The following is a 26267-nucleotide window of genomic DNA, read 5'->3' as shown; positions in this document are numbered from 1 at the left end:
GCCAATAGGTTAGGGAGGCGTGCGCTCATGGCTAAGTCAGTCGGTGTGGTCAGCAAGGTGGTGGGGCAAGTATTTGCCGTTGGCAGCGATGGCAGCCGACGCCCTCTGATCGAGGGCGATCGCCTGTACGCGGGCGAGCAGTTGCAAACGGGTACCGCAGGTGCCGTGGCTGTGCGCTTGCATAATGGCGCCGAGCTGACACTCGGCCGCGACAGCAGCCTGGCCATGACTGAAAAGCTCCTGGCTAACCAGGCCGCCCCTGTACAGGCTCAGGACGTTGCGCCGAGCGAGGCGCAGCTGAGCGATGTCGAGCGCATTCAGCGGGCGATTGCCGCCGGCGACGACCCTAGCGTCAACACCGAAGCCCCTGCCGCTGGAAATGGCGGCAACGGCGCGCCAGGCGCACTGGGCGGTGGCCACAGCTTTGTGTTGCTTACCGAAGTGGCGGATCGGGTTGACCCGGTGGTGGGCTTTCCCACGGCTGGCTTCAATGGCATTCCTGAATTGGCCAACCGCTATGTGGGTGGCCTGGATGGCAGCGGGCGCGACTCCTTGGGGGCTGGCAACGGTGGCAATGGTGGCCTGCCGCCTGGTCCGCCCAATCCGCCGGAGCAGCCCAATCCACCCATCACGCCGATCGACGAAGACAGTCCGGTAGAGTTGCGGGGGTTGAATGTCAGCCCTGGCGAGCTGAGTCTGGATGAGGCCAATCTACCCCAGGGGTCGGCCAGCAACCCCGCAACCCTGACCCAGCAAGGCAGTTTTACCGTGCTGGCGCCAGACGGCGTGTACAACCTCAGTGTGGGTGGCATCAACGTGGTGACCGCTGGTGTGGTGACCGGTGTTGGCCAATCGATCACCACGGGCCTGGGCAACACCCTGACCATTACCGGGTACAACCCTGCCACGGGCGTGGTGAGCTACAGCTACACCCTGACCGGTGCCGAGCAGCACGTTGAGGGCGCGGGCAACAACTCACAGGGCGAACAATTGCCGGTACTGGTCAGCGACAGCGACGGCGATGTTGCCCAAGGGTCGCTGGATGTGATCGTCCGTGACGATGCGCCCCAAGCCGTGGATGACAGCAATGCGCTAGCCGCCACCGAACAGCAAACCGAACTGACCGGGAATGTACTGGGCAATGACGTGCAGGGCGCCGACCGCGTGCCCGGTGGCCCGGTAATCGCCGGGACCTTCACCGGTACTTACGGCACCTTGGTCCTGGCCGCAGACGGTTCCTACACCTACACGCTGAACACCAGCGACCCGGACTTCAAAAGCCTGGGCGGCGGTGGCCAGGGCGTGGAGAATTTCACCTACACCATCAAGGACGCCGACGGCGACACCAGCAGCGCGACCCTGACGCTGAACGTGACCAACCTGAACGACCCGGTGACGCTGGATGGGCTCGGCGTGCAGGGCGGCGAGCTGACGGTATCTGAAAGCAACCTGCAGGACGGCAGTGCACCCGATGCCGGCGCCCTGACCCAGCAGGGCACCTTCAAGATTACCGCCCCAGACGGTTTGCAGAGCCTGAGCGTGGGTGGCATCAGTGTGGTCAGTGGTGGTGTGGCGGCTGGCTTCCCGCAGTCGATCGTCACGCCTGAAGGCAACACCCTGACCGTGACCGGCTATGACCCGACGACGGGTGTGGTGAGTTACAGCTACACCTTGGTGGACAACGAAAACCACCCCGGCGGGGAGGGCAGCATCAGCGAAGTGTTCCAGGTGGTCGCCACGGATGTCGATGGCAGCACTGCGACTGGCAGCCTAGATGTGACCCTCCGTGACGATGTGCCCCAAGCCGTGGATGACAGCAATGCAGTTGCTGCCACCGAACAGCAAACCGAACTGACCGGGAATGTACTGGGCAATGACGTACAGGGCGCTGACCGTGTGCCCGGTGGCCCGGTAATCGCCGGTACCTTCACCGGTACTTACGGCACTTTGGTACTGGCCGCAGACGGTTCCTACACCTACACGCTGAACACCAGCGACCCGGACTTCAAGAGCCTGGGCGGCGGTGGCCAGGGCGTGGAGAGTTTCACCTACACCATCAAGGACGCCGACGGCGACACCAGCAGCGCGACCCTGACGCTGAACGTGACCAACCTGAACGATCCGGTGACGCTGGATGGGCTCGGCGTGCAGGGCGGCGAACTGACGGTATCTGAAAGCAACCTGCAGGACGGCAGTGCACCCGATGCCGGCGCCCTGACCCAACAGGGCACCTTCAAGATCACCGCGCCAGACGGCTTGCAGAGCCTGAGCGTGGGTGGCATCAGCGTGGTCAGTGGTGGCGTGGCGGCGGGCTTCCCGCAATCGATCGTCACGCCTGAAGGCAACACCCTGACCGTGACCGGCTATGACCCGACGACGGGTGTGGTGAGTTACAGCTACACCTTGGTGGACAACGAAAACCACCCTGGCGGGGAGGGCAGCATCAGCGAAGTGTTCCAGGTGGTCGCCACGGATGTCGATGGCAGCACTGCGACCGGCAGCCTGGATGTGACCCTCCGTGACGATGTGCCCCAAGCTGTGGATGACAGCAATGCAGTTGCTGCCACCGAACAGCAAACCGAACTGACCGGCAATGTACTGGGCAATGACGTGCAGGGCGCCGACCGCGTGCCCGGTGGCCCGGTAATCGCCGGGACCTTCACCGGTACTTACGGCACCTTGGTCCTGGCCGCAGACGGTTCCTACACCTACACGCTGAACACCAGCGACCCGGACTTCAAGAGCCTGGGCGGCGGCGGCCAGGGCGTGGAGAATTTCACCTACACCATCAAGGACGCCGACGGCGACACCAGCAGCGCGACCCTGACGCTGAACGTGACCAACCTGAACGACCCGGTGACGCTGGATGGGCTCGGCGTGCAGGGCGGCGAACTGACGGTATCTGAAAGCAACCTGCAGGACGGCAGCGCACCCGATGCCAGCGCACTGACCCAACAGGGCACCTTCAAGATCACCGCGCCAGACGGCTTGCAGAGCCTGAGCGTGGGTGGCATCAGTGTGGTCAGTGGTGGGGTGGCGGCGGGCTTCCCGCAGTCGATCGTCACGCCTGAAGGCAACACCCTGACCGTGACCGGCTATGACCCGACGACGGGTGTGGTGAGTTACAGCTACACCTTGGTGGACAACGAAAACCACCCCGTTGGCGAGGGCAGCATCAGCGAAGTGTTCCAGGTGATCGCCACGGATGTCGATGGCAGCACTGCGACCGGCAGCCTGGACGTGACCCTACGTGACGATGTGCCCCAAGCTGTGGATGACAGCAATGCGGTAGCCGTCACCGAACAGCAAACCGAACTGACCGGCAATGTACTGGGCAATGACGTGCAGGGCGCCGACCGCGTGCCCGGTGGCCCGGTAATCGCCGGGACCTTCACCGGTACTTACGGCACCTTGGTCCTGGCCGCAGACGGTTCCTACACCTACACGCTGAACACCAACGACCCGGACTTCACAAGCCTGGGCGGCGGTGGCCAGGGCGTGGAGAGTTTCACCTACACCATCAAGGACGCCGACGGCGACACCAGCAGCGCGACCCTGACGCTGAACGTGACCAACCTGAACGACCCGGTGACGCTGGATGGGCTCGGCGTGCAGGGCGGCGAACTGACGGTATCTGAAAGCAACCTGCAGGACGGCAGCGCACCCGATGCCGGCGCCCTGACCCAGCAGGGCACCTTCAAGATCACCGCGCCAGACGGTTTGCAGAGCCTGAGCGTGGGCGGCATCAGCGTGGTCAGTGGTGGCGTGGCGGCGGGCTTCCCGCAGTCGATCGTCACGCCTGAAGGCAACACCCTGACCGTGACCGGCTATGACCCGACGACGGGTGTGGTGAGTTACAGCTACACCTTGGTGGACAACGAAAACCACCCCGGCGGGGAGGGCAGCATCAGCGAAGTGTTCCAGGTGATCGCCACGGATGTCGATGGCAGCACTGCGACTGGCAGCCTGGATGTGAATATCGTCGACGATCTACCTCAGGCTGATGACGATCAGGCCGCCGTGGCTAAAGGCGGTGTGGTGTATGGCAATGTGATGTACAACGACGTGGTGGGCGCTGACGTCCGCGGCGACGGCCAATATGTGGTCGGTGTGCGCGCGGGCAGCGATACCTCCACGTCGGCTATCGGCCAGCTCAACACCCAGGTCAACGGCCAGTACGGCTACCTGACCATCGATGCCCAGGGCAACGCCGAGTATCACTCCAACCCGAACGTCACCTCACCACGGGATGCCGTCGATACCTTCGTCTATACCATTCGCGACGCCGATGGCGACGAAAGCACCACGACCATCACCATCAACGTGCACAATTCGTTGATGGCTTGCGAAGATCGTGACATCACGGTTCACGAGAAAGCCCTGGACCTGCAAAAGGACGGTAACGACCTGGCCGCCGGCAATGTCACGGGGAGCGACCCGGCTTCGAGCCAGGAAACCACATCCGGCACATTGGTCGGCTCAGCCAGTGGCGGGGTCGGTGCGCTCACGTACACACTGGTCGGAAATGCCGTAGGCCAATACGGCCAGATTCAGCTCAATGCTGATGGCTCCTACACCTATACGCTGACCTCGCCAGCGAACTCCCCGACCCATGCCAACGACGGCGCCAATACCGTGACCGAAACCTTCACCTACCAGGTGCAGGACTCGCTGGGCAATTCGACCACCAGCACCATCGTCATAACCATCGTCGACGACGTGCCGACAGCCAGCAGCGATTTCGTCAGCGTGGCCAAGGGCGATGTGGTGTATGGCAACGTGATGTACAACGACGTGGTGGGCGCTGACGTCCGCGGCGACGGCCAATATGTGGTCGGTGTGCGCGCGGGCAGCGATACCTCCACGTCTGCTATCGGCCAGCTCAACACCCAGGTCAACGGCCAGTACGGCTACCTGACCATCGATGCCGAGGGCAACGCCGAGTATCACTCCAACCCGAACGTCACCTCACCACGGGATGCCGTGGACACCTTCGTCTATACCATTCGCGACGCCGATGGCGACGAAAGCACCACGACCATAACGATCAATGTGCATAGTGCGCTGATGACCTGTGCGGACCACGACGTCACGGTCTACGAGAAAGCGCTGGACCTGCATAAGGACGGTGGCGACCTGGCCGCCGGCACCGTGATTGGCAGCGACCCAGCATCGCACCAGGAAACGGCCTCTGGCACCCTGGCCGGCTCGACCAGTGGCGGGGTCGGCGCACTGACCTACACCTTGGTCGGCAATGCTGTCGGCCAGTACGGTCAGATCCTGCTGAACGCTGATGGCTCTTACACCTACACCCTGACCTCACCGGCGAATTCGCCGACCCATGCCAACGACGGCGCCAATACCGTGACTGAAACCTTCACCTACCAGGTGCAGGATTCTCAGGGTAATTCGACCACCAGCACGATCGTCATCAGCATCGTCGACGATGTACCGACGGCCAACGCCGATTTCGTCAGTGTCGCCAAAGGTGATGTGGTCAGCGGCAATGTCATGTACAACGATGTGGTCGGTGCCGACACCTTGAGCGATGGCAAGTACGTGGTAGGCGTGCGCGCTGGCAACGATACCTCTAGCTCTGCGCTCGGCCAGCTCGACAGTCAGGTGCATGGCCAGTACGGCTATCTGATCATCGATGCCCAGGGCAATGCCGAGTACCACTCCAACCCCGATGCCGTCGCGCCGCGTGATGCGCTGGATACTTTCGTCTACACCGTTCGTGATGCCGACGGCGACGAGAGCACCACGACAATCACCATCAACGTGCACAACCCTTCACTGCAGCCATGTGGTGACGGGGGCGTCACGGTGTTCGAAAACGCGCTGGACCTGCACCGCGATGGTCACGACCTGGCTGTTGGAACCGCCACCGGCAGCGACCCAGAGTCGACCCGCGAGACCGCTTCCGGCAGCCTGGTCGGCCAGGTTGCAGGAGGCGTGGGGGCGTTGACCTACACCTTGGTCGGCGATGCCGTTGGCCAATACGGCCAATTGCTCCTCAATGCTGACGGTTCATACACCTACACCCTGACCTCGCCGGCGAACTCGCCGACCCATGCCAACGACGGCGCCAATACCGTCACCGAATCCTTCACCTACCGGGTGCAGGACACGGTGGGCAACTGGACCACCAGCAGCGTCAGCATCACCATCGTCGATGACGTCCCGCAAGCCCATTGCGACTTCGTCAGCGTGGGCAAGGGCGACATCGTGCGCGGCAACGTGATGTACAACGATGTGGTGGGTGCCGATACCTCGAATGACGGCGCCTATGTGATTGGCGTGCGCGCCGGGCATGACACCTCCACCGCTGCCAACGGTCAGCTCGACAGCCATGTGTATGGGCAGTACGGCTACCTGACCCTCGATGCCCAGGGCAACGCCGAGTATCACTCCAACCCCAATGCCGTAGCGCCGCGGGATGCGCTCGACACCTTTGTTTACACCATTCGCGATGCCGACGGCGACGAAAGTACCGCTACCGTGACCATCAACGTGCATGACCAGTCGCTTCAGCCCTGTGGCGACGGTGGGGTCACGGTTTACGAAAAAGCGCTTGACCTGACCAAGGATGGCCAGGACCTGGCGGCCGGAAATGTCAACGGCAGTGAGCCTTGCTCGACTGCCGAAACGGCTGTCGGCAGCCTGGTCGGACAAGTCGGTGGCGGCGTCGGAGCATTGACCTACAGCCTGATAGGCAATGGCATAGGCGAGTACGGTCAGATCCACCTGAACGCAGACGGCTCCTACACCTACACCCTGACTTCACCAGCGAATTCGCCGACCCATGCCAACGATGGTGCCAATACCGTCGGGGAGTCATTCACTTACAGGGTGGAGGATACGCAAGGTAACTGGACCACCAGCAGCGTCACCATCACCATCGTGGATGACGTGCCGCAGGCCCATTGCGATTTTGTAAGTGTCAGCAAAGGCGAGGAGGTGCGTGGCAATGTCCTGTCCAACGATGTGATCGGCGCTGACGTGCCGGGCGATTGCGGCTACGTGGTGGGCGTGCGCGCTGGCGATGACACCTGCACCTCGGCTATCGGTCAGCTCGGCAGCCAGGTGGTTGGCCAGTATGGCTACCTCATACTGGACGCCAGGGGGAATGCGATTTACCACTCCGACCCGAGCGTCGTGGCACCGCGGGATGCTACCGACACCTTCGTCTACACCATTCGTGATGCTGACGGTGACGAAAGCACCGCGACCATCACGATCAACGTGCACGACAATTCGATAGCCGAATGTGGCGCCGGGTACGCCAGGGGGCAGGAGCAACGGGTTGTCGATCGCAGCGCGTTCACGCTCGATGCCAGCAGCATGACCGCGGCGCTGGTGGTGCTCGGCTATCTGGGCGCGTCCGGCATGGTCAACGCCCAAGGCAATGCCGAAGAAGTGATCAATGTCACCCTGCGCAAAGGTGAAGCCTTGCAGCTGAATCACACGCCCGATGGCGGCGACCTGGCAATGCAGTGGAAGGATGCCGGTGGCAGCTATCAGTCCATCGCCTCGGGAGACAGCTTCACGGCCAGCCATGACGGGGTGTACAGCATTCACCTCAGCGACCCGTTGGGTGCAGCCAAAGGCGGCGAAGGCTACAAACTGAACATGGTCCTCGACTACGCCAATGTGCAGGACGCGGCCCCGCTCATGGGCGCAGGCAGTGAGCACTTCACTGCTGGAGTCATCGACATTGCTTCGCTTGAAGCGCATGCCGCCGCTGCCCAGGGGGCGAGCGCTACGGCTGACTATGCTCAAGCCGAGGGCGCGGTCACCGTCGACCTCAGCCTTGAAGGGGCGCAGGACACTGGAGGTGCGGGGGTTGAGTCCTTCAATGGCATTTACAACCTGGTCGGCTCGGACTATGACGATACCTTGATCGGCAACAGTGCCGACAACGTGCTCAACGGCGGTGCAGGCAATGATGTGCTCAAAGGGGGCGGCGGCAATGACATTTTGATCGGTGGCAATGGCAGCGACACTTTCGTCTGGCAGAAGAACGACAGCGGCCATGACACGCTCAACGATTTCACCCCAGGCAGCGACAAGCTCGACCTGTCGCAGCTGCTGACGGGGGAACACGCCACGGCGGCGTCCCTGGATGAATACCTGCACTTCAAGGTCAGTGGCGCCGGGGCGACAGTGGTCTCGACCATTGAAGTCAGCAGCGTGGCGGGGGCGGCGCCGACGCAGACGATCGACCTGGCCGGCGTTGACCTTGCGCAGCACTACGGCGTGACGGCGGGGGCGGGCGGGGTGATATCGGCGGGGCCGGATACGGCGACCATCATCAACGGGATGATCGATGATCATTCGTTGAAGGTGGACACGGTGTGAGCTGCGCGGCCTGCAAGTTTGCTTGAAGCTTGTGGCGCTATCTCCGGATTGCCGGCGATAGCGCCAGAGCTGGCTGCGCTGTTCAGCCTGGCCGGTGCAATGTCTTCTGCTTGAGAATGTACAGGCTCACAAGCACCGCACTGGTCAGCATGAAGGCCCGTGCCCAGAACAGGGGCACCAGGTAGCAGGACAGGCCGATGCTCGCCCACATCAGGCCGATGGCGTATACCTTGCCCTTCAAGGGGATACCTTCACCGCTCAGGTAGTCGCGGATCCACGGCCCTAGCGTGGGGTGGTTGACCAGCCAGTGATGAAAGCGTGGCGAGCTGCGGGCGAAGCAGGCCGCCGCCAGCAGCAGGAAAGGGGTGGTGGGCAACACCGGCAGGAAGATCCCCAGCACCCCCAGCGCGACGCTGAGCCAGCCGATGGCCAGCAGCAGGTAGCGCACAGCCGACTCAGTGGTGGCGTGGTTTGAGCAGCGCAGGCTTCTCGTCAGGTGCGTGCAGCAGCAGGAACAACGCGCTCAGCGCCTCTGGGATCTGCACGATCATGTCGTCCTGCAGGTTGGCGTTGCTGGCGATGTCGGCGAATTCCGGTTGTTCGTCGAACAGGCCCGAACCGACCATGATCGGCAGCAGCATCTCGCTGACTTCTTCTTCGGCGTTCTCGAACCAGGCCTCTTCACGCAGGAAAACGCCTTCCATGAAGCCGATGCACCAGCCGCGCAGGTCGGAGTCGTCCGGCTCGTCGGTCAGGTCCAGCTCGCACGGCAGGTCGAATTCTTCGTCGCTGGCCAGCTGACGGGCGATATGGCCCTTCAGTGCCACCAAGGTAGCTTCGATCTCGGTGCGCTGGGCATCGCTGGCGTAATGGGGCTCTTCGGCGAACAGCGCGTCGATCCATTCACGTTCGGGGACGTCTTCCGAGCAGATCGACAGCGCGGTCAGGTAGCCGTGGGCGGCGACGTAGTCCAGCGCTTCTTCGTGCAGCTCATCGGCGTCGAGGAAGGCTTGCAGGCGGGTCAGTTGCTCGGCGAAGGACATTACAGGGCTACCTTGGGGAATAAACGATAGTGAATTCTAGCACCTTGCGGCGATGGCGGGGCAAAGGGAACGTCTGTCACCGGGCATCCTGCACAGCCTGGCACTGGGGTATACTTCGCGGTTTTTCACCCAAGGGGCGGGTTTCCCCGGCCTCTGGCAAAAGCCGCTTACGCATTTGGCGTGTGCGGAGCGGGTTTTTCGTCCAGCCTGTGTCCAGGATGGTACGGCGATTTGTGGAGTTGCACATGCTCGAACAGGCTCAGCGCGTTCTCAAGGATATCTTCGGCTACGACAGTTTCCGTGGGCGCCAGGCAGCAATCATCGAATGCGTGGCCAATGGCGGCGATGCCCTGGTGCTGATGCCCACCGGTGGCGGCAAGTCGCTGTGTTTCCAGGTACCTGGGCTGTTGCGCCCGGGCCTGACCGTGGTGGTGTCGCCGCTGATCGCGCTGATGGACGACCAGGTCGCCACCCTCGATGAACTCGGGGTCGCGGCGGCTGCCCTGAACTCCACCCTCAGTGCGGAACAGCAGCGTGACCTCGCCGGGCGCCTGCGTCGCGGTGAAGTGAAGATGCTTTACCTGGCGCCTGAGCGCCTGGTACAGCCGCGGATGCTGGATTTCCTTCGCGGCCTGGACGTTTCCCTGTTCGCCATCGACGAGGCCCACTGCGTTTCGCAATGGGGTCACGATTTCCGCCCGGAATACTTGCAACTGGGCCAACTGGCCGAGCTGTTCCCGCACGTGCCGCGCATCGCCCTGACCGCTACCGCCGACATGCGCACCCGCGAGGAAATCGTCCAGCGCCTGCACCTGCAGGGCGCCGAACGCTTCCTGTCGAGCTTCGACCGGCCAAATATCTTCTACCGCATCGTGCCCAAGGAGTCGCCGCGCAAGCAGTTGATGGCCTTCCTCGGCGAGCGCCGCGGCAACGCCGGCATCGTCTACTGCCTGTCACGCAAGAAGGTCGATGAGACCGCTGCCTACCTGTGCGACCAAGGCTTCCCGGCGTTGCCGTACCACGCCGGCCTGGCTGCTGAAACCCGTTCGGCCAACCAGCACCGCTTCCTCAACGAGGAAGGGCTGATCATGGTCGCCACCATCGCCTTCGGCATGGGCATCGACAAGCCCAACGTGCGCTTCGTCGCCCACCTCGACCTGCCCAAGTCGCTCGAGGCCTATTACCAGGAGACGGGGCGTGCCGGCCGGGATGGCCTGCCGTCCGATGCCTGGATGGCCTACGGCCTGCAGGACATGGTGATGCTCAAGCAGATGCTGCAGAACTCCGACGGGGACGAGCGCCACAAGCGCGTCGAGCAACACAAGCTCGACGCCATGCTGGCGCTGTGCGAGGAAACCCGTTGTCGCCGCCAGGCGTTGCTGGCCTATTTCGATGAAGTACTCGAACAGCCCTGCGGGCACTGCGACAACTGCGTCGACCAGGTCCAGACCTGGGATGCCACCGAGCCTGCGCGCCAGGCGCTGTCGGCGGTGTTCCGTACCGGCCAGCGTTATGGTGTCGGCCACCTGATCGATGTGCTGCTGGGCAAGGATACCGAGAAAGTGCGCAATTTCGGCCACGAAAAACTCTCGGTGTTCGGTGTTGGCAAGGCGATGGCCGAGGTTGAATGGCGTTCGCTGTTCCGCCAGTTGGTGGCCCGCGGGCTGGTCGACATCGACCTGGAAGGCTACGGCGGCCTGCGCCTGTCCGACAGCTGCAGGCCGCTGCTGCGCGGCGAAGTGACCTTGCAGTTGCGTCGCGACCTCAAGCCGCAGACAGTGGCGAAAACTTCTTCCGGCGGCGGCAGCCCGGCCAGCCAGCTGGTGCGCGCCGAAGAGCGCGAGCTGTGGGAAGCGCTGCGCACGTTGCGCCGCAAACTGGCCGAAGAGCACAGCGTGCCGCCTTATGTCATCTTCCCGGACTCCACGCTGCTGGAGATGCTGCGCAGCCAGCCGGCCAGCCTCAGCGACATGGCCCAGGTCAGCGGTGTGGGTGCGCGCAAGCTGGAGCGCTATGGCCAGGCCTTCCTCGAAGTGCTCAATGACGCCGGTGGCACCACCGAGGCGCCCAAGGTGGTACTCGACCTGCGCCACGAACTGGTCAGCCTTGCCCGTGCCGGCATGACCCCGGCACAGATCGCCGGCCAGCTCAATTGCAGCGAAAAGAACGTCTACAGCTTGCTGGCCGAGGCCATTGGGCGCCAGGAACTGAGCCTGGACCAGGCGCTGGACCTGCCTGAAGACTTGCTGATGGAGGTGCAGGATGCCTTCCTCGATGGCGAAGGCGAGCTGCCACCGGTATCGGCCATTGCTCCGCTGTTCGGCGCACGCATACCCGAGGGTGTGCTGTACTGCGTGCGTGCTGCGCTGGCGGCGGAATTCGAGCTCTGACGATGGAAGACATTTCGGACATCCGCTGATCAATGTCATCCTTTTTGACGATTTTCAGGGCTTTGCGGGTGGGGCAGCCTTGCCTGATGGCCCGGGGCATGGTTAGCTGACTAATAATTAGTTCTAGTCAATGAGTTGTTTATGCCCCTGACCGACAACCAACACCGTTTCGGCATGCAGCTGGCCCAGATGTCCCGTGGCTGGCGTGCCGAACTGGATCGCCGCCTGGCCGGGCTCAACCTGTCCCAGGCGCGCTGGCTGGTGTTGCTGCACCTGGCTCGTTTCGAAGAAGCGCCGACCCAGCGCGAGCTGGCGCAAAGTGTAGGCGTGGAAGGCCCGACCCTGGCGCGTCTGCTAGACAGCCTGGAAAACCAGGGCCTGGTTCGACGCCAGGCGGTGCTTGAGGACCGGCGGGCGAAGAAGATCCAGTTGTGTCCACCGGCCAAGCCCCTGATCGAGCAGATCGAAACCATCGCCAATGCCCTGCGCCTGGAATTGTTCACCGGGGTGGATGAGGCTGACCTGGATGTGTGCATGCGGGTGCATGCGAAGATTCTGGCCAACCTGGAAAAATCCTGAGGCCCGGTTCGGGCTTCAGGCTCAGAACGTATTGCCCAGGTTCAAGTAGATTGCCTGCTCATCCGCGCTGTTGGCCCCATAGCTGAGGCTCAACGGCCCCAGTGGCGTGTCCAGCCCCAGGAAGATACTGGCGGCATTGATGTAGCCACTGTCGAACTCATTGTCGTTGTTCCACGCCCGTCCGCGCTCGAGTGACCCGCCTATGTACAGCGGGAAGTCCAGCGGCAGATAGGAACGCGGCGTGAGGCGGCGGTAATAGACCATGCGCAGCAGGCTCACGTTCTGCCCGGATACCGAGTCCTGGCGGAACCCGGACAGTTGCCGCGCCCCGCCAAGCACAAAGCTCGACGTCACGACTTCGGTGTCGTCGAGCGTGCGTCCATACCCACCACCGAGCACCAGCGTGTTCGGCCCGCTGCTCAAAGCCTTGTCCAGATTGAACATCCACTGGCGATAGTCCGCGTCCGAGTCCAGCGATTTGTCGTATTTGCGCAGGGTCAGGCCTATGTTCTCGCCACTGTGCGGGAAGTACACATTGTCGAGCGTGTCGAACGAGTATTTCAGCTCGTAGAAACCTTCGTTGAAACTGACCTTGGGCAGGTCCTGTTCACCAATGCGCACCTCGGCCTCGCCCCAGGCCTTGCCCGCACCCAGGCGCACTTCGCCATAGGTGCCGATCTGGCGGCCGACGTTGAGACCGAAACCGTAGCGCTCGAGGCGGTATTCGGCTACTGGGTCGCTGTCCAGGGTGGCTTCGATGTTCTGCGAGCCGAAGTCCAGATAGGGGGCGATGAAGTAGCGTGAGCCCACGTCAAGCGGCTGGTAGAACTCGCTGTAGAGCTCCTGCTTGTCACCGATCTGCGCGCGCGTCAGCCACTCGGCGCCCAACTGGTTGATACCATTGACCCGATAGCTGGCGCCCAGGTTGAAGGCGCTGTCGCCGCGCAGGTCGTCCGACAGGTTCAGGCCCAGGCGCAGGTAGTCGGTGCCGCCGCGCTTGCCACGGGCGTTGATCACCAGGGTGTTGTCGTCGCCTTTATGGACCACGCGGTATTGCACGCGGTCGAAGTAGTCCAGGCCATACAGGGTGCCCATGTCGGTTTGCAGGCGGTCGAGCTCCAGCGGTTCGCCGATTGGCTGGCGGATGTAATAGCGGATCACGTCATCGCTGACCTTGGAATCGTTCTCCACCTTGATGGCCGTGATCACCGGGGTGCGCTGGCGCGGTGAGCGTGCCATGGCCAGTTCGGCATCGCCTTCAGGCTGGCGCAGGGTGGCCAGGCGAGGGTCGAGCAGGCGGGTTGCACGGTAGCCGGCCTCGATCATGTCGCGCGCGCGGCCGAAGTCGGTGACGCCGAACGCGGCCAGCTGTGGCTGGATGAGGATGTCATCCCTATGCAAACTGGCCAGTTGTTCTTCGGAATTGCGCCGTGTCATCAGGGTGATCGACTGGTTGAGTACATCCACCACCGTGGCCAGTTGCTTGCGGTCACGCAGCGGGGTGCCGATATCGACGACGATGGCCAGATCAACGCCCATGTCCCGGGCCACATCCACGGGAATGTTGTCGACCATGCCGCCGTCCACCAGCAGGCGCCCATCAAGCTCGACAGGGGCGAACACCGCCGGGATCGACATGCTGGCGCGGATCACCTGGGGCAGGTGGCCGCGGCGGAATACCACCTTCTCGCCGCTGGCGATGTCGGTTGCCACGGCGCGGAACGGTATTGGCAACTTGTCGAAATCGCGGGTATCGGCGGTGTGGGCCAGCTTGCTTTCCAGCAGCAGTGCGAGGTTCTGGCCCTGAATCACCCCAAGTGGCAGGCCAAGGCTGCCGTCGTCTCGAAAACTCAGCTTCTGCTTGACCAGAAAGTCGCGGTCATCCTGCTTGCGCCGGAAGGGCACGTCCTTGCGCGGTGGGGCATCGGACAACGCCTGCTGCCAGTCGAGCGTAGTGGCGAGTTTTTCCAGTTCCTCGACGCTGTAGCCGGACGCATACAGGCCGCCAACCACCGCGCCCATGCTGGTGCCGGCGATGGCGTCGATGCGCACGCCCTGTTCCTCCAGGGCCTTGAGCACGCCGATGTGGGCCAGGCCACGGGCGGCGCCCCCGGAGAGTACCAGGCCGACCTTGGGGCGTGCCGCTTCGGCGAGCACGGTGAAAGAGCTGAGCGTCAGCAAAAGGCAGAACAGCAGGCGGCGCATCGTGAGTCTCAAACAGGGGGTTAAAGACCGCTAGTATAAGCGGCCCCTACCTGGAGAAAGCGCACCATGGCCGACAACAAGCCGGAAATCGTCATCACATATTGCACGCAGTGCCAATGGCTGCTGCGCGCCGCCTGGCTGGCCCAGGAACTGCTCAGCACCTTCGCCGACGACCTGGCCCGGGTGGCGCTGGAGCCCGCTACCGGCGGCACCTTCCGCATCACCTGCAATGGCGTGCAGATCTGGGAACGCAAGGCTGACGGTGGTTTCCCAGAGGCCAAGGTGCTCAAGCAGCGCGTGCGTGACCAGATCGACCCGCAGCGCGACCTTGGGCACAACGATCGCTGATCAGGCGCCCTCGGCCACGGTGCGTGGCTTGGGCGGCTGCTCGGCGCCAAGGCGGCTGGAAAGCACAATGGCGAAGATGATCAGTGCACCGCCCAGCAGCATGCGCAGGGTTGGTGTTTCGGCGAACACCATCCAGGCAACAGCGATGCCGTAGACCGGTTCCATGCCGAAAACCACCGCGGCAGTGCGTGCCTTGATCACTGCCAGGCTGGCGACGAACAGGCTGTGGGCGACGCCCGTGCAGAAAACCCCTAGCAGGGCGATCCACAGCCAGTCCATCGGCTTCACCGCGCCCAGGCCATGCACGGCGAACGGCAACAGGCACAGGCCGACCACGAGGTTTTGCCACAGCGCTGCCTGTACGGCGGGCAAGCGCCCCGAGCCTGCCCGGTTGGTCAGCGACAGCAGCGAGAACAGCAAGCCGGAAAGCAGCGCCCACAGCAGTCCGCCCGTGGCTTCGCTGGCCAGGTCGAAAGACGGCGTCACCAGAACCAGGCCGATGCTCACCAGCAATACCAGCAGTGCTTCGTTGCGGCGGATGCGTTCACGGAACAGCACCCCTTCGAGCATCACGGTAAACGCCGGGAAACTGGCGAAGCCGAGGGTGGCGATAGCCACGCCACCGACTTTGACGGCGATGAAGAAGCTGACCCAGTGGCCGGCCAGCAGCACACCACCCAGCAAGAGGCGCTGTACGTCCTGGCTGCGCAGGCGCTGCCAGCCTGGGCCGGCGAGGCTGGCGAACAGCGCAAGGGCGAGCACGGCGAAGGCGGCACGGCCGAAGACGATGATGGCCGGGCTGGCGCTGGCGGCCAGTTTGCCAAACACGCCGGTCAGGCCGAAGAACAGTGCGCCGATGTGCAGGGCGCCCAGGGCTGTACGGTGGTTCATGGTGGTCCTTTGAAATGCGTTTGTTCAGTCGCGGACTTTTTGTGCGTTTACCCGAAGAGGCCTGCCCCTTGGCGGGCGATCAGCGGATCGTCCACCGGGCTTGCCGCCAGCCAGTCCACCAGTTGCTGCTGGCGAGGGTCCAGGCCCAGCGCGGCAGAGCGGTCCAGCAGGCGCCGGCTGGCGTTGGCATGCTCGCCGAGTTGCTCGTCCAGCCAATCATCGCTCGGTACATCGAGGACCAGGCAGTGGCTGCCGGCATCGCTGCCACAGGTGTGATGGGCGCCGGCCGGCACAACGATCAGGCCTTGACGGTCGATCCGTGCCCCATGCCCTTGCACCTCGAAGTCCAGCCGGCCACGCAGGCCGAACACCAACTGTGGGTGGTCGTGGCTGTGGGCGATCACGTCGTCGCGGTAGTGGCGAAGGGAAAGAATCGGGCCGGCGGTCATGGTGGGTCCTCGCAGGGCAGAGCGCCATTGTGCCGCATTCCTGGCTGGCCAGCACCGATCACATCGCTGCAACCAGCCTGTCATGTGCGGATGCCAGTCTCCAGCAAACAGCGCCGGAGCCCGCCCATGACCCATGCCGAACTCTCTCGCCCGTCACGCAAGCAGCGCGTACGCACCCTGTGGATATCTGACGTGCATCTGGGCACCCGCGACTGTCAGGCCGAACACCTGTCGCGCTTTCTCAAGGGCTACCAGGCCGACCGTATCTATCTGGTCGGTGACATCATCGATGGCTGGAAGCTGCGCGGCGGTATCTACTGGCCGCAGGCCCACACCAACGTGATCCGCCGTTTGTTGACCATGAGCAAACGTGGCACCGAGGTGATCTACGTGACGGGCAACCATGATGAGTTCCTGCGGCGCTACTCCAGGCTGGTCCTGGGCAACATCCAGTTGGTGGACGAGGCCGAGCATCTCACCGCTGATGGTCGTCGGCTGTTAGTGATCCATGGTGACCAGTTCGATGTGATTACCCGTTATCACCGCTGGCTGGCTTTTCTCGGTGACCGTGCCTACGAATTCACGCTGGTCCTCAACCGCTGGCTCAACCACTGGCGGGCCCGCTACGGTTATGGTTATTGGTCGCTTTCGGCCTACCTCAAGCACAAGGTCAAAGGCGCGGTGAACTTCATCAGCGATTTCGAGGATGCCATTGCCCATGAGTGCACCCGTCGCGGCTTTCACGGGGTGGTGTGCGGGCATATCCACCATGCCGAAATCCGCAAGGTCGGGGATGTGGATTACCTCAATTGTGGCGATTGGGTGGAATCCTGCACTGCGCTGATCGAGCATTGGGATGGCAGTATCGAGCTGTACCGGCTGGCCGACGCACAGCTACGGCAGGCAGAGGGCGTTGCGGGGTTGCGCGAACCTGCGTGACAGGCGCCCGAGAAACTAGAGGCTGATCCTGCCCAGCAGAATGTCGCGGAACATGGCGAAATCGCCAATCAGGCTGTACAGCGGATGCTTGAAGGTTGCCGGCCGGTTTTTCTCGAAAAAGAAGTGCCCGACCCAGGCAAACCCATAGCCGAACAGCGGCACTGCCAGTAGCAGCAGCCATTTGCCGCTGCCGATGGTGTACGCCAGCAGGGCGATCACCAGGCTGGTACCGACAAAGTGCAGGCGCCGGCAGGTGGGGTTGCTGTGCTCCCCCAGGTAATAGGGGTAGAACTCGGCAAAACTGCGAAACTGCGCTGTGCTGTTCATGAGCAGTGCTCCAGGATTGACACTTTTTGACAGGATACACGGCGTGGAGCCTGAATCGAGTCTAGAGTCATTGGCGGAGCCTACCAGTGACAATAGGCGCCAAATGAGTATCCTTGAGGTTAACCGCATGAAGCGGTCAGGATAAGAAGCCTGTCATGAGTGAGAGAACCACGTCAGCCAGCTGGGCATCAGGGATTGTGAAGGCGCTCGAGCTGGAAGGGCTCGACTGCCCGGCCATGTTCGAGCAACTCGGCCTGGATTTCGCTGCCCTCGACGACCCCGATGCGCGGTTCCCTCAGGATTCCATGACCCGCCTTTGGCAACTGGCTGTAGAACTGTCGGGCAATGAAGCGATCGGCCTGAACATGGCGCGGGTGGTCAGGCCGGCTTCGTTCCATGTGGTGGGCTACGCCTTGATGTCCAGCCGCACCCTGGCCGAAGGTTTCGAGCGCCTGGTGCGCTACCAGCGCATCATCGCCGAAAGCTCCGACCTGAGCTTCCGCCTGGGGCCTGAGGGGTATTCGCTGATCCTCACCGTACACGGTGATCACCTGCCACCGACGCGGCACAGTGCAGAGGCTTCGCTGGCCTGTGCGCTGGCGCTGTGCAAGTGGCTCAGCGGGCGGCCCATCCAGCCGCGGCGGGTGCTGATCCAGGGGCCTCAACCCAAGAACGTCGAGCCCTACAAGGTGGCTTTCCATTCCCCGCTGGTGTTCGGTGCGCCGCACGACGCGCTGGTGTTCGAGCGCGCCGACATGGAAGCTGCGCTACCGACCGCCAATGAGGCCATGGCCATTCTGCACGACCGGTTTGCCGGGGAATATCTGGCACGCTTCTCTGAAAGCCGGGTGACCCACCGGGTGCGCCAGGTGCTTTGCCGCATCCTGCCTCAGGGCGAACCCAAGCGGGAAACCCTGGCCCAGGCGCTGCACCTGTCCCAGCGCACCCTGCAGCGCCGCTTGCAGGAAGAGGGCACCAGCTTCCAGGCATTGCTGGACGACACCCGTCGCGAGCTGGCAGAGCAGTACCTCGCCCAGCCCGGCATGACCTTGCTGGAAACCGCCTACCTGTTGGGGTTCGCTGACCCGAGCAACTTCTACCGGGCCTTCCGCCGCTGGTTCGACGTCACCCCCAGCGAGTATCGCGCCCGTCTGGGCGCGGACCCCGAAGTGGTCAGTGACGCCAGAACGCCGGCATGCACAGCACCAGCACCGTGATGATCTCCAGGCGGCCGAGCAGCATGCCGCCGGCAAGAATCCACTTGGCCGCGTCCGGCAGCATGGCGTAGTTGCCTGCCGGGCCGATCACATCACCCAGGCCCGGGCCAACGCCCGAAACGGTTGCGGCGGCGCCGGTCAGTGCGGTCATCCAGTCCACGCCCAGCAGCGACAGTAGCAACGCCATGACGCAGATGGTGATCGCGAAGAAGAACGAGAAGGTCAGGATCGAACGCACGATCTCTTCGTCCAGGCGATGGCCGTTATATTTCTGTTTGATCACCGCGCGCGGGTGAATCAACTGGTTGAGGCTGGCCTTGAGCAGGATGTAGGCCACCTGGAAGCGGAAGATCTTGATACCGCCGGCGGTCGAACCAGAGCAGCCACCGACGAAGCCCAGGTAGAAGAACAGCATCAGCGAAAAATTGCCCCACAGGCTGTAGTCGCCCAGCGCGAAACCGGTGGTGGTGATCACCGAGGTCACGTTGAACGCCACGTGACGCAAGGCATCGAGCCAGTGCAGGTTGGTGGTGGCCCAGTACCAGGTGCCCAGTACCAGCCAGGTGACCACCAGCAAGCCAAGCAGCCCCTGGACCTGCTGGTCGCGAATCAGCGCCTTGCGGTTGCCTCGCAGGGTGGCTACGTACAAGGCGAATGGCAGGCTGCCAAGAATCATCACAACTACCGCGACCCAGTGCACGGCAGGGATGTCCCATTTGGCGAGGGACTGGTCCGAGGTCGAGAACCCCCCGGTGGAAATGGCTGACATGGCGTGGTTGATGGCGTCGAACGGCTTCATGCCGGCCCACCAGAAGGCCAGGGCGCCCAGCACCGAGAAGCACACGTACACCCCGACGATCGACTTGGCGACCATGTGCGAGCGCGGCATGACCTTCTCCGAACGGTCGGACGATTCGGTCTGGAACAGGCGCATGCCACCGATGCGCAGCAGCGGCAGGATCGCCACCGCCATGGCGATGAAGCCGATACCGCCGAGCCAGTGCAGCATCGAGCGCCACATCAGGATGCCCGGCGACATGGTGTCCAGCCCGCTGAGCACGGTGGCACCAGTGGCAGTGATGCCGGACATGCTTTCGAAGAAGGCGTCGGTGTAGCTGATGTGTTGGGTCAGCAGGAAGGGCAGGGCGGCGAACACGCCTACCACCAGCCAGCTGCTGACAGTCAGCAGGTACATGTCGCGCGGGCGCAGGTGCACATGCTCCGGGCGGCCCTGGATGATCAGGAGCAAGCCTGCCACGAAGGTGATCAGGCTTGACCAGAGGAACGACGGCATGTCGCCGGTACGTTCGAAGACCACCAGCGTCGCCATGGGGACGACCATGCTGACCGCCAGGGTGATCAGGAAGATGCCGATGATGAAACCAATGATCCTTAAGGTCGGCAACGCCATGTGATCTGCTCTGACTCTGAACGGAAGGGCGCCATTCTACCTGTGGGTCTGGCAGCTGCAAGCTGCAAGCTAGAAGCTGGAAGAAATGGCCGTGTGCACCGGGCGGCTTCTGCTTGCAGCTTGCAGCTTGGCGCTTGCAGCTTGAGAATGGCCGCACATTCAACTGCCAGGAGGGTAGCCGATGGAGGCTCTCGACGCATTGCTCAACCGTGTATCCGTGCCACGCCTCACTGAACCTGCGCCAAATGCCGCTCAGCGCGAGGCGCTGTTCCAGGCTGCGCTGCGCGCGCCCGATCACGGCCAGCTGCGGCCATGGCGCTTTCTGACCATCGAAGGCCAGGGCCGCGAGAAGCTCGGCGAGCTGTTTGCCGAAGCGGTGCAGAACAAGGGCGATGCTACCCAGGCTGCGCTGGACAAGGCCCGCGCCATGCCGTTGCGTGCGCCGCTGCTGATCGTGGTGATCGCCAGGCTGCAGGACCACTACAAGGTGCCGATGTCGGAGCAGCGCCTGGCGGCAGGCTGTGCGGCGCATGGCATCCTGATAGCCGCACATGCCCAAGGTATCGGTGCAGTGTGGCGTACCGGCGACATGGCCTTCGATGCCCATGTGCACAAGGGCTTGGGGCTGGGCGAGAACGAAGAGTTGATCGGTTACCTGTATGTCGGTACGCCGATGGCCGAGCCGCGTACTGCACCGGTTCTGCAAACCGCCGAGTTCGTCAGCGCCTGGGGCGAATGACGCCAGGGGCCACTGTGCGGCCCAATCGCCGCCAAGCCGGCCCACTGGGTTTGCGCTGAGCTGGAGAGCAGCGAGGTACCTGTGGGAGCCGGCTTGCCGGCGATTGGGCTGCAGCGCAGCCCTCTCGGATTCAACTGCCAATCTCCACTTCCAGCGGCAAATCCAGCCGGGCGACAAATCCACCCTGTGGGTGGTTCTCCAGTACCAGACTCCCGCCATGGCGCTCCGCCGCCTTGCGCGTAATCGCCAGCCCCAGGCCATGCCCGGGTGCTTCCTGCCCGGGGGCACGGAAGAACGGCTCACCCAGCTGCGCCAGGTGCTCCGCCGACACCCCCGGCCCATGGTCACGCACACTCACGACGATGCGCCCCTGCTCACGCCCGGCGCGCACCTCGATCGGCTGCCCCTGCGGATTGAAACGCAAGGCATTGCGCAGCAGGTTGTCAACGGCACGCTCGATCAGCGTTGGCCAGCCTTGCAGCGTCAAGCCCGGTTGCGCCTCCAGCCGAACGTCCTGCTCTGGTGCGCTGAGCTGTGCGTCCTTGCGCACGCTGCCCAGCAGGGCGTTGAGGTCGACCGTTTCGGCGTGAGACTGCTCAGCATCGACCCGGGCCAGCGTCAGAATTTCGCTGATCAGGTCTTCCAGCCGGTCACATTCGCGGGTCAGACGCGGCCACAAGGCTTGGCGCTGCTCGGCTTCAGCCCGTTCGGCAAGCGCCAGGGCGATGCGCAGACGCGCCAGCGGTGAGCGCAGTTCGTGGGAAACGTCGCGCAGCAACTGGCGCTGGCTGCCGATCAGGCTCTGCAAGCGGGCACCCATCTTGTTGAAGTCCTTGGCCAGCACGCCGAACTCATCACGCCGTGCAGCCAGGCGCGCCAGGCTGTTTTGCTGGTAGCTGGCCTGGCCAAGGTCGTGCACCGCACTGCGCAGGCGGCTCAGCGGGCGGGTGATGGACAGGGTCACCAGCAGGCTGAACAGGGTCAGCACCACCAGTGCTATGCCCAGGGCGCTCAGGGGCCAGAGCAGGCTCTCGCGGTGCCAGGCGTCCAGTTCCGGGTGCGGAATACGGTAGATCAGCAGGTACGTCTCACCGCTTTCGGGGCTGGTGTATTCCTCGGTCAGACGACGCCAGGGCAGGCGGCGCTCGTCATTGTGCTGGCGCGCCTCGAAGGCTGCGGCGCGGCGCGGGAAGGTACCGGGTACCACGGCCTCGCCACTGTCGTCGAGCACCTGTACATCGATCTTGAAGCGCTGCTTGCGTCGTTCGAGAAAATGCTGAGCCGACGCCAGGCCTTCGTGTTCATAGTGCTTGACCCAACGGCTGGCGAGCGTACTGAGACCGGGGTGGCGGCTGAGTATCCAGGCATCCTGGTTGAGCATATGGCCCAGTAGGATCGACAGGCCTGCGACCAGGGTGATAGCCAGCCAGAAACTGGCCAGGATGCGCCAGAACAGAGAACGCAAGAGCACCTCCTAAACGGGAAAAGCCCGGCGCGCTTGTGGGCGGGCCGGGCATTGGTGGGACAGCTTACTGGGCCTTGTCGGCTTTTTCAGCTTTCCAGGCCTGGAATTCCTTCCATTCAGCCTTGCGTGCTTCACGCGCTTTTTGCAGTTCGTCGAACTTCTTCTGCTGCTCTGGCTTGAGCAGGGCACGGACCTGGCTATCGGTCTTGTCGTGGCTGGCCTTCAGTTCGTCCTTCATGGCCTTCTGGTCCGCTGCCGGCAGTTTGGCCAGGTAGCGTTCGGTGATGTCGCGGCGGTTTTTCATCTGGTCGCCCATCAGCTTGCCAATCTGCTGGCGCTGGTCGCGGCTCAGGTCCAGCTGGGCGAAAGGCGCGTCACCGCGATGATGCGGGCCGTCGTGACGCGGGCCGCCTTCTGGCATGGCCATGGCCACGGTCGGCAAGGCAGCGGCGAACATCAGGGCGATCAAGGTCTTGCGCATGGTGTCTCTCCTGTCATGGGCCGGTGGTTACCGGATGAGCTCAGTCTAGGGAGATCAAGGTCAAGCGCAGTCAGCGAACGGTAAAGGCTGGGTAAAGAAAGCGCTGCGAGCTTCAAGCTGCAAGCTTGCAGCGGCCCCTGCCTACAGGCTGTAGTAGTAGCCGCGGCTACGCAGTGCGACGATGCGCGGGCGGCCGTCGGCGTGCGGGCCGACCTTCTTGCGCAGGTTGCTGACGTGCATGTCCAGGCTGCGATCGTAAAGGGTCAGCTTGCGGCCCAGGCCGATCTGCGCGAGCTCCTGCTTGTCCAGCGGCTCGCCTGGCTGGCGCAGCAGAGCTTCGAGGATACGGCTTTCAGACAGGGTAAGGGTCATCTCGCGGCCATCGATGCTGACCACGCCGCGCACGGGGCTGAAGGCCAGGTCGCCGATCTCCACCTGTGTAGTGGTAGCGGTCGGGTGGCTGCGGCGCAGCACTGCGCGCAAGCGGGCGGTCAGCTCACGCGGGTCGCAGGGCTTGGCCAGGTAATCGTCAGCGCCCAGTTCCAGGCCGAGAATGCGGTCCAGCGGCTCGCCGCGGGCCGACAACATCAGCACCGGCAGCTCTGCATGGTCGCTGCGCAGCTGTTTGAGCAGCTCAAGGCCGCTACCGTCAGGCAGCATCACGTCGAGCACTACCGCTGCCGGTGCATGTTCGGCCAACGCCCGGCGCGCGCTCTGGCCATCATGGCAGGCGCGGACGGCAAAACCTTCCTGGGTCAGCCAGCTGCCGAGCAGCTCGCAGAGTTCCTGGTCATCATCAATCAGTAACAGCTCGCTCATGACTCACTCAATTCAAATCGACGGCGTCTGACGCGCTCGCCAGTGGCAAAGATACCGCAGACGCCGACAATTTATCGATCAGGGCAAGACTTGCTTGAAAGGTTTGACGATGACCTGGTCGTAAACGCCCGCTGCAATGTACGGGTCGGCATCGGCCCAGGCCTGGGCAGCGCTGAGGGAATCGAACTCGGCGACGATCAGGCTGCCGCTGAAACCGGCTTCACCCGGGTCGTTGCTGTCGATGGCCGGGTGCGGGCCCGCCAGTACCACCCGGCCTTCGCTTTGCAGCTGCTTGAGGCGTTCGATGTGCGCCGGGCGTGCGGCCAGGCGTTTTTCCAGGGAATTTGCGACGTCGCTGGCAATGATGGCGTAAAGCATGTCAATCCTTGGGTTTGGAGGTAGACGGAGTGTCGTGCAGGTGGCGCGACAGGTACACGCCCTGCGCCACCAGGAATATCACGGTCATGCCCAGGCTGCCGAAGACTTTGAAGTCGACCCAGAACTCCTGGAAGGTGAAGGCGACGAACAGGTTGGCCGCGCCACAGAACAGGAAAAATGCGATCCAGGCCAGGTTGAGTCGGGTCCAGATGGCATCGGGCAGGGTCAGGGCGTGGCCCATGATGCGCTTGATCAGCACCCGGTCCCCGATGAAGTGGCTGCCGGCAAAGCCCAGGGCGAACAGCCAGTTGACCACCGGCGCCTTCCACTTGAGGAAGGTCTCGCTATGGAAGGTCAGGGTCAGGCCGCCGAATACCAGGCAGGCGACCAGCGTCAGCCATTGGCCTTTCTCCAGCCTGCGCTGGCGCAGGAACAGCGCGCCATACACCACCAGCGAGCTGATGATCAGCATCGCCGTGGCGCTATAGATACCGCCGAATTCGAAGCTGTGCCCTGCCACTTCCATGGGGCGGGGGTCGAGCTTGTAGACGATGAAGAACAGTAGCAGCGGGATGAAATCGATGAATTGTTTCACAATGGCAGCCAGAATCGGGATGTGGCGGCATAATAACAAACATCGAATCCAGCGGTAGCGCTCCTCTATGAATGTTGATCTGCACTGTCACAGCACGGCCTCCGACGGCGCCCTGGCGCCCGCGGTCCTGGTCGCCCGGGCCCAGGAGCACGGGGTGCAGACGTTGGCACTGACCGACCATGACACCCTTGAAGGCCTGCCCGAGGCCCGCCAGGCCTGCGTCGAACGGGGCATGCGCTGGGTCAGCGGGGTGGAGCTTTCGTGCACGTGGGGGGGCGCGACCATCCATGTACTGGGGTATGACTTCCCGCTTGAAGCCCCGCCGCTGCTCGAAGCGATCGAAGCCCTGCACCGTGGCCGCTGGCTGCGCGCCGAGGAAATCGACAAACGGCTGGCGGCCAAGGGCATGCCAGGTACCCTCGAGGGTGCCCGCGCCGTGCAGCAGGAGTTGGGCGACAGCGGTAACGCACCGGCACGGCCGCATTTTGCCGAGCACCTGGTGCGCGCAGGCCACGTCAAAGACCGTGGTGAAGCGTTTCGCAAGTGGTTGGGGGCCGGCAAGCTGGGTGACGTCAAGCTGCATTGGCCGACGCTCGAGGAAACCGTTGCCACATTGCGCCAGTCCAACGCCTGGGTGAGCCTGGCCCATCCAATGCACTACGATCTGACCCGCAGCAAGCGCAGGCGCCTGATTGCCGACTATATTCAGGCAGGTGGGCAGGCGCTTGAAGTGGTCAATGGGATGATGCCTGCCGAGCAGGTGGGCACGATGTCCATCCTCACTCGTGAGTTCGGCCTGCTGGCAAGCGCTGGCAGCGATTTCCACGGCCCCGGCACCTGGGGCGAGATCGGTGCCTACCGGCCATTGCCTGAGGATCTGCCACCTCTGTGGCGCCGATTCAGCCATGAACAACCTATGGCGATATGAACAGGAAGACTTCGTGAGCCAATTTTTCCAGATTCATCCGGAGAACCCCCAGCCGCGGCTGATTCGCCAGGCGGTGGAAATCATCCGTAAGGGCGGTGTGGTCGTCTATCCGACCGACTCGGCCTACGCACTGGGGTGCCAGATCGGTGACAAGGCAGCGATCGAACGGGTTCGGCGTCTGCGCGGTTTGGACAAGACCCACAATTTCACCCTGATGTGCTGCGACATGTCGCAGTTGGGCCTGTACGCGAAGGTCGACACCGGCACTTTCCGTCTTCTCAAGGCGCATGTGCCCGGCCCCTACACGTTCATCCTCAATGGCACCCGCGAGGTGCCGCGGCTGTTGCTGCACGAGAAGCGTCGCACCATCGGCCTGCGGGTTCCGGACCACGGCATCACTCTGGCACTGCTGGCAGAGTTGGGTGAGCCGCTGATGAGCGTGAGCCTGATCCTGCCCGGTGATACCGAGCCGATGACCGACCCCTATGAAATTCGCGAGCGCCTGGAGCATCACGTGGACCTGGTCATCGACGGCGGTTTCGGCGACCTGAAGGCCTCGACCATCATCGACCTGTCTGGCGACGAGCCCGAACTGATCCGCGAAGGCTGCGGCGACCCCACGCCATTTCTGGTCAACGCGTGAGCCAGATGGAGATACCCGAGGCTGCGGCCATCGAAGCCGAACTGCCTCAACAATTGCAG

At 63.3% G+C, this 26267-nt stretch carries 20 protein-coding genes and 1 pseudogene; 9 read left to right on the top strand and 12 right to left on the bottom strand.

All coding sequences use genetic code 11. From position 1 onward, the window contains the following. Positions 1-27: 27 nt before the first annotated feature. A complete protein-coding gene (locus JOE27_RS09615) occupies positions 28-8361 on the top strand; it encodes a retention module-containing protein (RefSeq protein WP_204918606.1) in 8334 nt (2777 codons plus the stop codon). An 82-nt stretch (positions 8362-8443) separates the two neighbouring features. Here JOE27_RS09615 and JOE27_RS09610 read toward each other — a convergent pair whose 3' ends face one another. Beyond that, positions 8444-8809 (bottom strand): YbaN family protein, encoded by a 366-nt coding sequence (locus tag JOE27_RS09610; RefSeq protein ID WP_012315633.1) that lies wholly within the window; start codon positions 8807-8809, stop codon positions 8444-8446. A gap of 7 nt (positions 8810-8816) precedes the next feature. Then, the gene (locus JOE27_RS09605; protein ID WP_039602166.1) at positions 8817-9404 is read right to left on the bottom strand and encodes a YecA family protein; all 588 of its coding nucleotides are present in this window, start codon (positions 9402-9404) and stop codon (positions 8817-8819) included. 245 nt (positions 9405-9649) lie between these two features. On the opposite strand from JOE27_RS09605, the gene recQ reads away from it, so the two are divergent. Together recQ and JOE27_RS09595 are read left to right on the top strand one after the other, a co-directional pair. Next, positions 9650-11794: a DNA helicase RecQ gene (gene recQ / locus JOE27_RS09600; protein ID WP_046785417.1), complete on the top strand. Its 2145-nt coding sequence runs from the start codon at positions 9650-9652 to the stop codon at positions 11792-11794. A 141-nt stretch (positions 11795-11935) separates the two neighbouring features. Further along, the gene (locus JOE27_RS09595; protein ID WP_046785416.1) at positions 11936-12373 is read left to right on the top strand and encodes a MarR family transcriptional regulator; all 438 of its coding nucleotides are present in this window, start codon (positions 11936-11938) and stop codon (positions 12371-12373) included. Positions 12374-12394: 21 nt separating this feature from the next. On the opposite strand, the gene JOE27_RS09590 is transcribed toward JOE27_RS09595, so the two are convergent. Continuing rightward, positions 12395-14578 carry a patatin-like phospholipase family protein gene (locus tag JOE27_RS09590; protein ID WP_046785415.1) on the bottom strand — a complete coding sequence of 728 codons (2184 nt, stop codon included), beginning with the start codon at positions 14576-14578 and terminating at the stop codon, positions 12395-12397. A gap of 66 nt (positions 14579-14644) precedes the next feature. Between JOE27_RS09590 and JOE27_RS09585 the strand changes: the two genes are divergently transcribed. Further along, positions 14645-14926 carry a SelT/SelW/SelH family protein gene (locus JOE27_RS09585; RefSeq protein ID WP_125924520.1) on the top strand — a complete coding sequence of 94 codons (282 nt, stop codon included), beginning with the start codon at positions 14645-14647 and terminating at the stop codon, positions 14924-14926. On the opposite strand, the gene JOE27_RS09580 is transcribed toward JOE27_RS09585, so the two are convergent. Together JOE27_RS09580 and JOE27_RS09575 are read right to left on the bottom strand one after the other, a co-directional pair. After that, on the bottom strand, positions 14927-15817 hold the full coding sequence (locus JOE27_RS09580) for an EamA family transporter (protein ID WP_115274145.1): 891 nt from the start codon (positions 15815-15817) through the stop codon (positions 14927-14929). A 56-nt stretch (positions 15818-15873) separates the two neighbouring features. Beyond that, positions 15874-16266 (bottom strand): annotated as a pseudogene (locus tag JOE27_RS09575) (AraC family transcriptional regulator); the annotation flags it as partial. Between the two features lie 126 nt (positions 16267-16392). Between JOE27_RS09575 and JOE27_RS09570 the strand changes: the two are divergent. Next, positions 16393-17205 (top strand): UDP-2,3-diacylglucosamine diphosphatase, encoded by an 813-nt coding sequence (locus tag JOE27_RS09570; RefSeq protein ID WP_046785412.1) that lies wholly within the window; start codon positions 16393-16395, stop codon positions 17203-17205. A 15-nt stretch (positions 17206-17220) separates the two neighbouring features. Here JOE27_RS09570 and JOE27_RS09565 read toward each other — a convergent pair whose 3' ends face one another. Beyond that, complete coding sequence (locus JOE27_RS09565; RefSeq protein ID WP_008091834.1) at positions 17221-17532, bottom strand: DUF962 domain-containing protein; 312 nt, start codon at positions 17530-17532, stop codon at positions 17221-17223. A 155-nt stretch (positions 17533-17687) separates the two neighbouring features. Here JOE27_RS09565 and JOE27_RS09560 point away from each other — a divergent pair, with 155 nt between their 5' ends. Further along, positions 17688-18749 carry an AraC family transcriptional regulator gene (locus JOE27_RS09560; protein ID WP_012315624.1) on the top strand — a complete coding sequence of 354 codons (1062 nt, stop codon included), beginning with the start codon at positions 17688-17690 and terminating at the stop codon, positions 18747-18749. On the opposite strand, the gene JOE27_RS09555 is transcribed toward JOE27_RS09560, so the two are convergent. Continuing rightward, positions 18706-20160 carry a TrkH family potassium uptake protein gene (locus tag JOE27_RS09555; RefSeq protein WP_115274146.1) on the bottom strand — a complete coding sequence of 485 codons (1455 nt, stop codon included), beginning with the start codon at positions 20158-20160 and terminating at the stop codon, positions 18706-18708. The genes JOE27_RS09560 and JOE27_RS09555 overlap by 44 nt on opposite strands. Before the next feature lie 181 nt (positions 20161-20341). On the opposite strand from JOE27_RS09555, the gene JOE27_RS09550 reads away from it, so the two are divergent. Beyond that, entirely contained in the window at positions 20342-20899 is a 558-nt protein-coding gene (locus JOE27_RS09550) for an NAD(P)H nitroreductase (RefSeq protein WP_046785411.1), read from the top strand. 130 nt (positions 20900-21029) lie between these two features. Here JOE27_RS09550 and JOE27_RS09545 read toward each other — a convergent pair whose 3' ends face one another. From JOE27_RS09545 to JOE27_RS09525, 5 genes are all read right to left on the bottom strand, one after another. Continuing rightward, positions 21030-22370 (bottom strand): HAMP domain-containing sensor histidine kinase, encoded by a 1341-nt coding sequence (locus JOE27_RS09545; protein WP_115274147.1) that lies wholly within the window; start codon positions 22368-22370, stop codon positions 21030-21032. A 58-nt stretch (positions 22371-22428) separates the two neighbouring features. After that, a complete protein-coding gene (locus JOE27_RS09540; RefSeq protein ID WP_115274148.1) occupies positions 22429-22845 on the bottom strand; it encodes a Spy/CpxP family protein refolding chaperone in 417 nt (138 codons plus the stop codon). 141 nt (positions 22846-22986) lie between these two features. After that, entirely contained in the window at positions 22987-23664 is a 678-nt protein-coding gene (locus JOE27_RS09535; protein WP_046785408.1) for a response regulator transcription factor, read from the bottom strand. 78 nt (positions 23665-23742) lie between these two features. Further along, a complete protein-coding gene (locus JOE27_RS09530; protein WP_039604111.1) occupies positions 23743-24042 on the bottom strand; it encodes a YciI family protein in 300 nt (99 codons plus the stop codon). A gap of 1 nt (position 24043) precedes the next feature. Continuing rightward, the gene (locus JOE27_RS09525; protein ID WP_046785407.1) at positions 24044-24637 is read right to left on the bottom strand and encodes a septation protein A; all 594 of its coding nucleotides are present in this window, start codon (positions 24635-24637) and stop codon (positions 24044-24046) included. 67 nt (positions 24638-24704) lie between these two features. Here JOE27_RS09525 and JOE27_RS09520 point away from each other — a divergent pair, with 67 nt between their 5' ends. Both JOE27_RS09520 and JOE27_RS09515 read left to right on the top strand, forming a co-directional pair. Further along, entirely contained in the window at positions 24705-25565 is an 861-nt protein-coding gene (locus JOE27_RS09520; protein ID WP_115274149.1) for a PHP domain-containing protein, read from the top strand. 13 nt (positions 25566-25578) lie between these two features. Continuing rightward, entirely contained in the window at positions 25579-26208 is a 630-nt protein-coding gene (locus JOE27_RS09515; protein ID WP_039604644.1) for an L-threonylcarbamoyladenylate synthase, read from the top strand. The last annotated feature ends 59 nt before the right edge of the window (positions 26209-26267 follow it).

The sequence above is a fragment of the Pseudomonas sp. M5 genome, assembly GCF_016907075.1.
In the GTDB taxonomy this organism is placed as follows: Bacteria; Pseudomonadota; Gammaproteobacteria; order Pseudomonadales; family Pseudomonadaceae; genus Aquipseudomonas; species Aquipseudomonas putida_E.
This window is presented reverse-complemented; position numbering and strand designations above follow the sequence as displayed.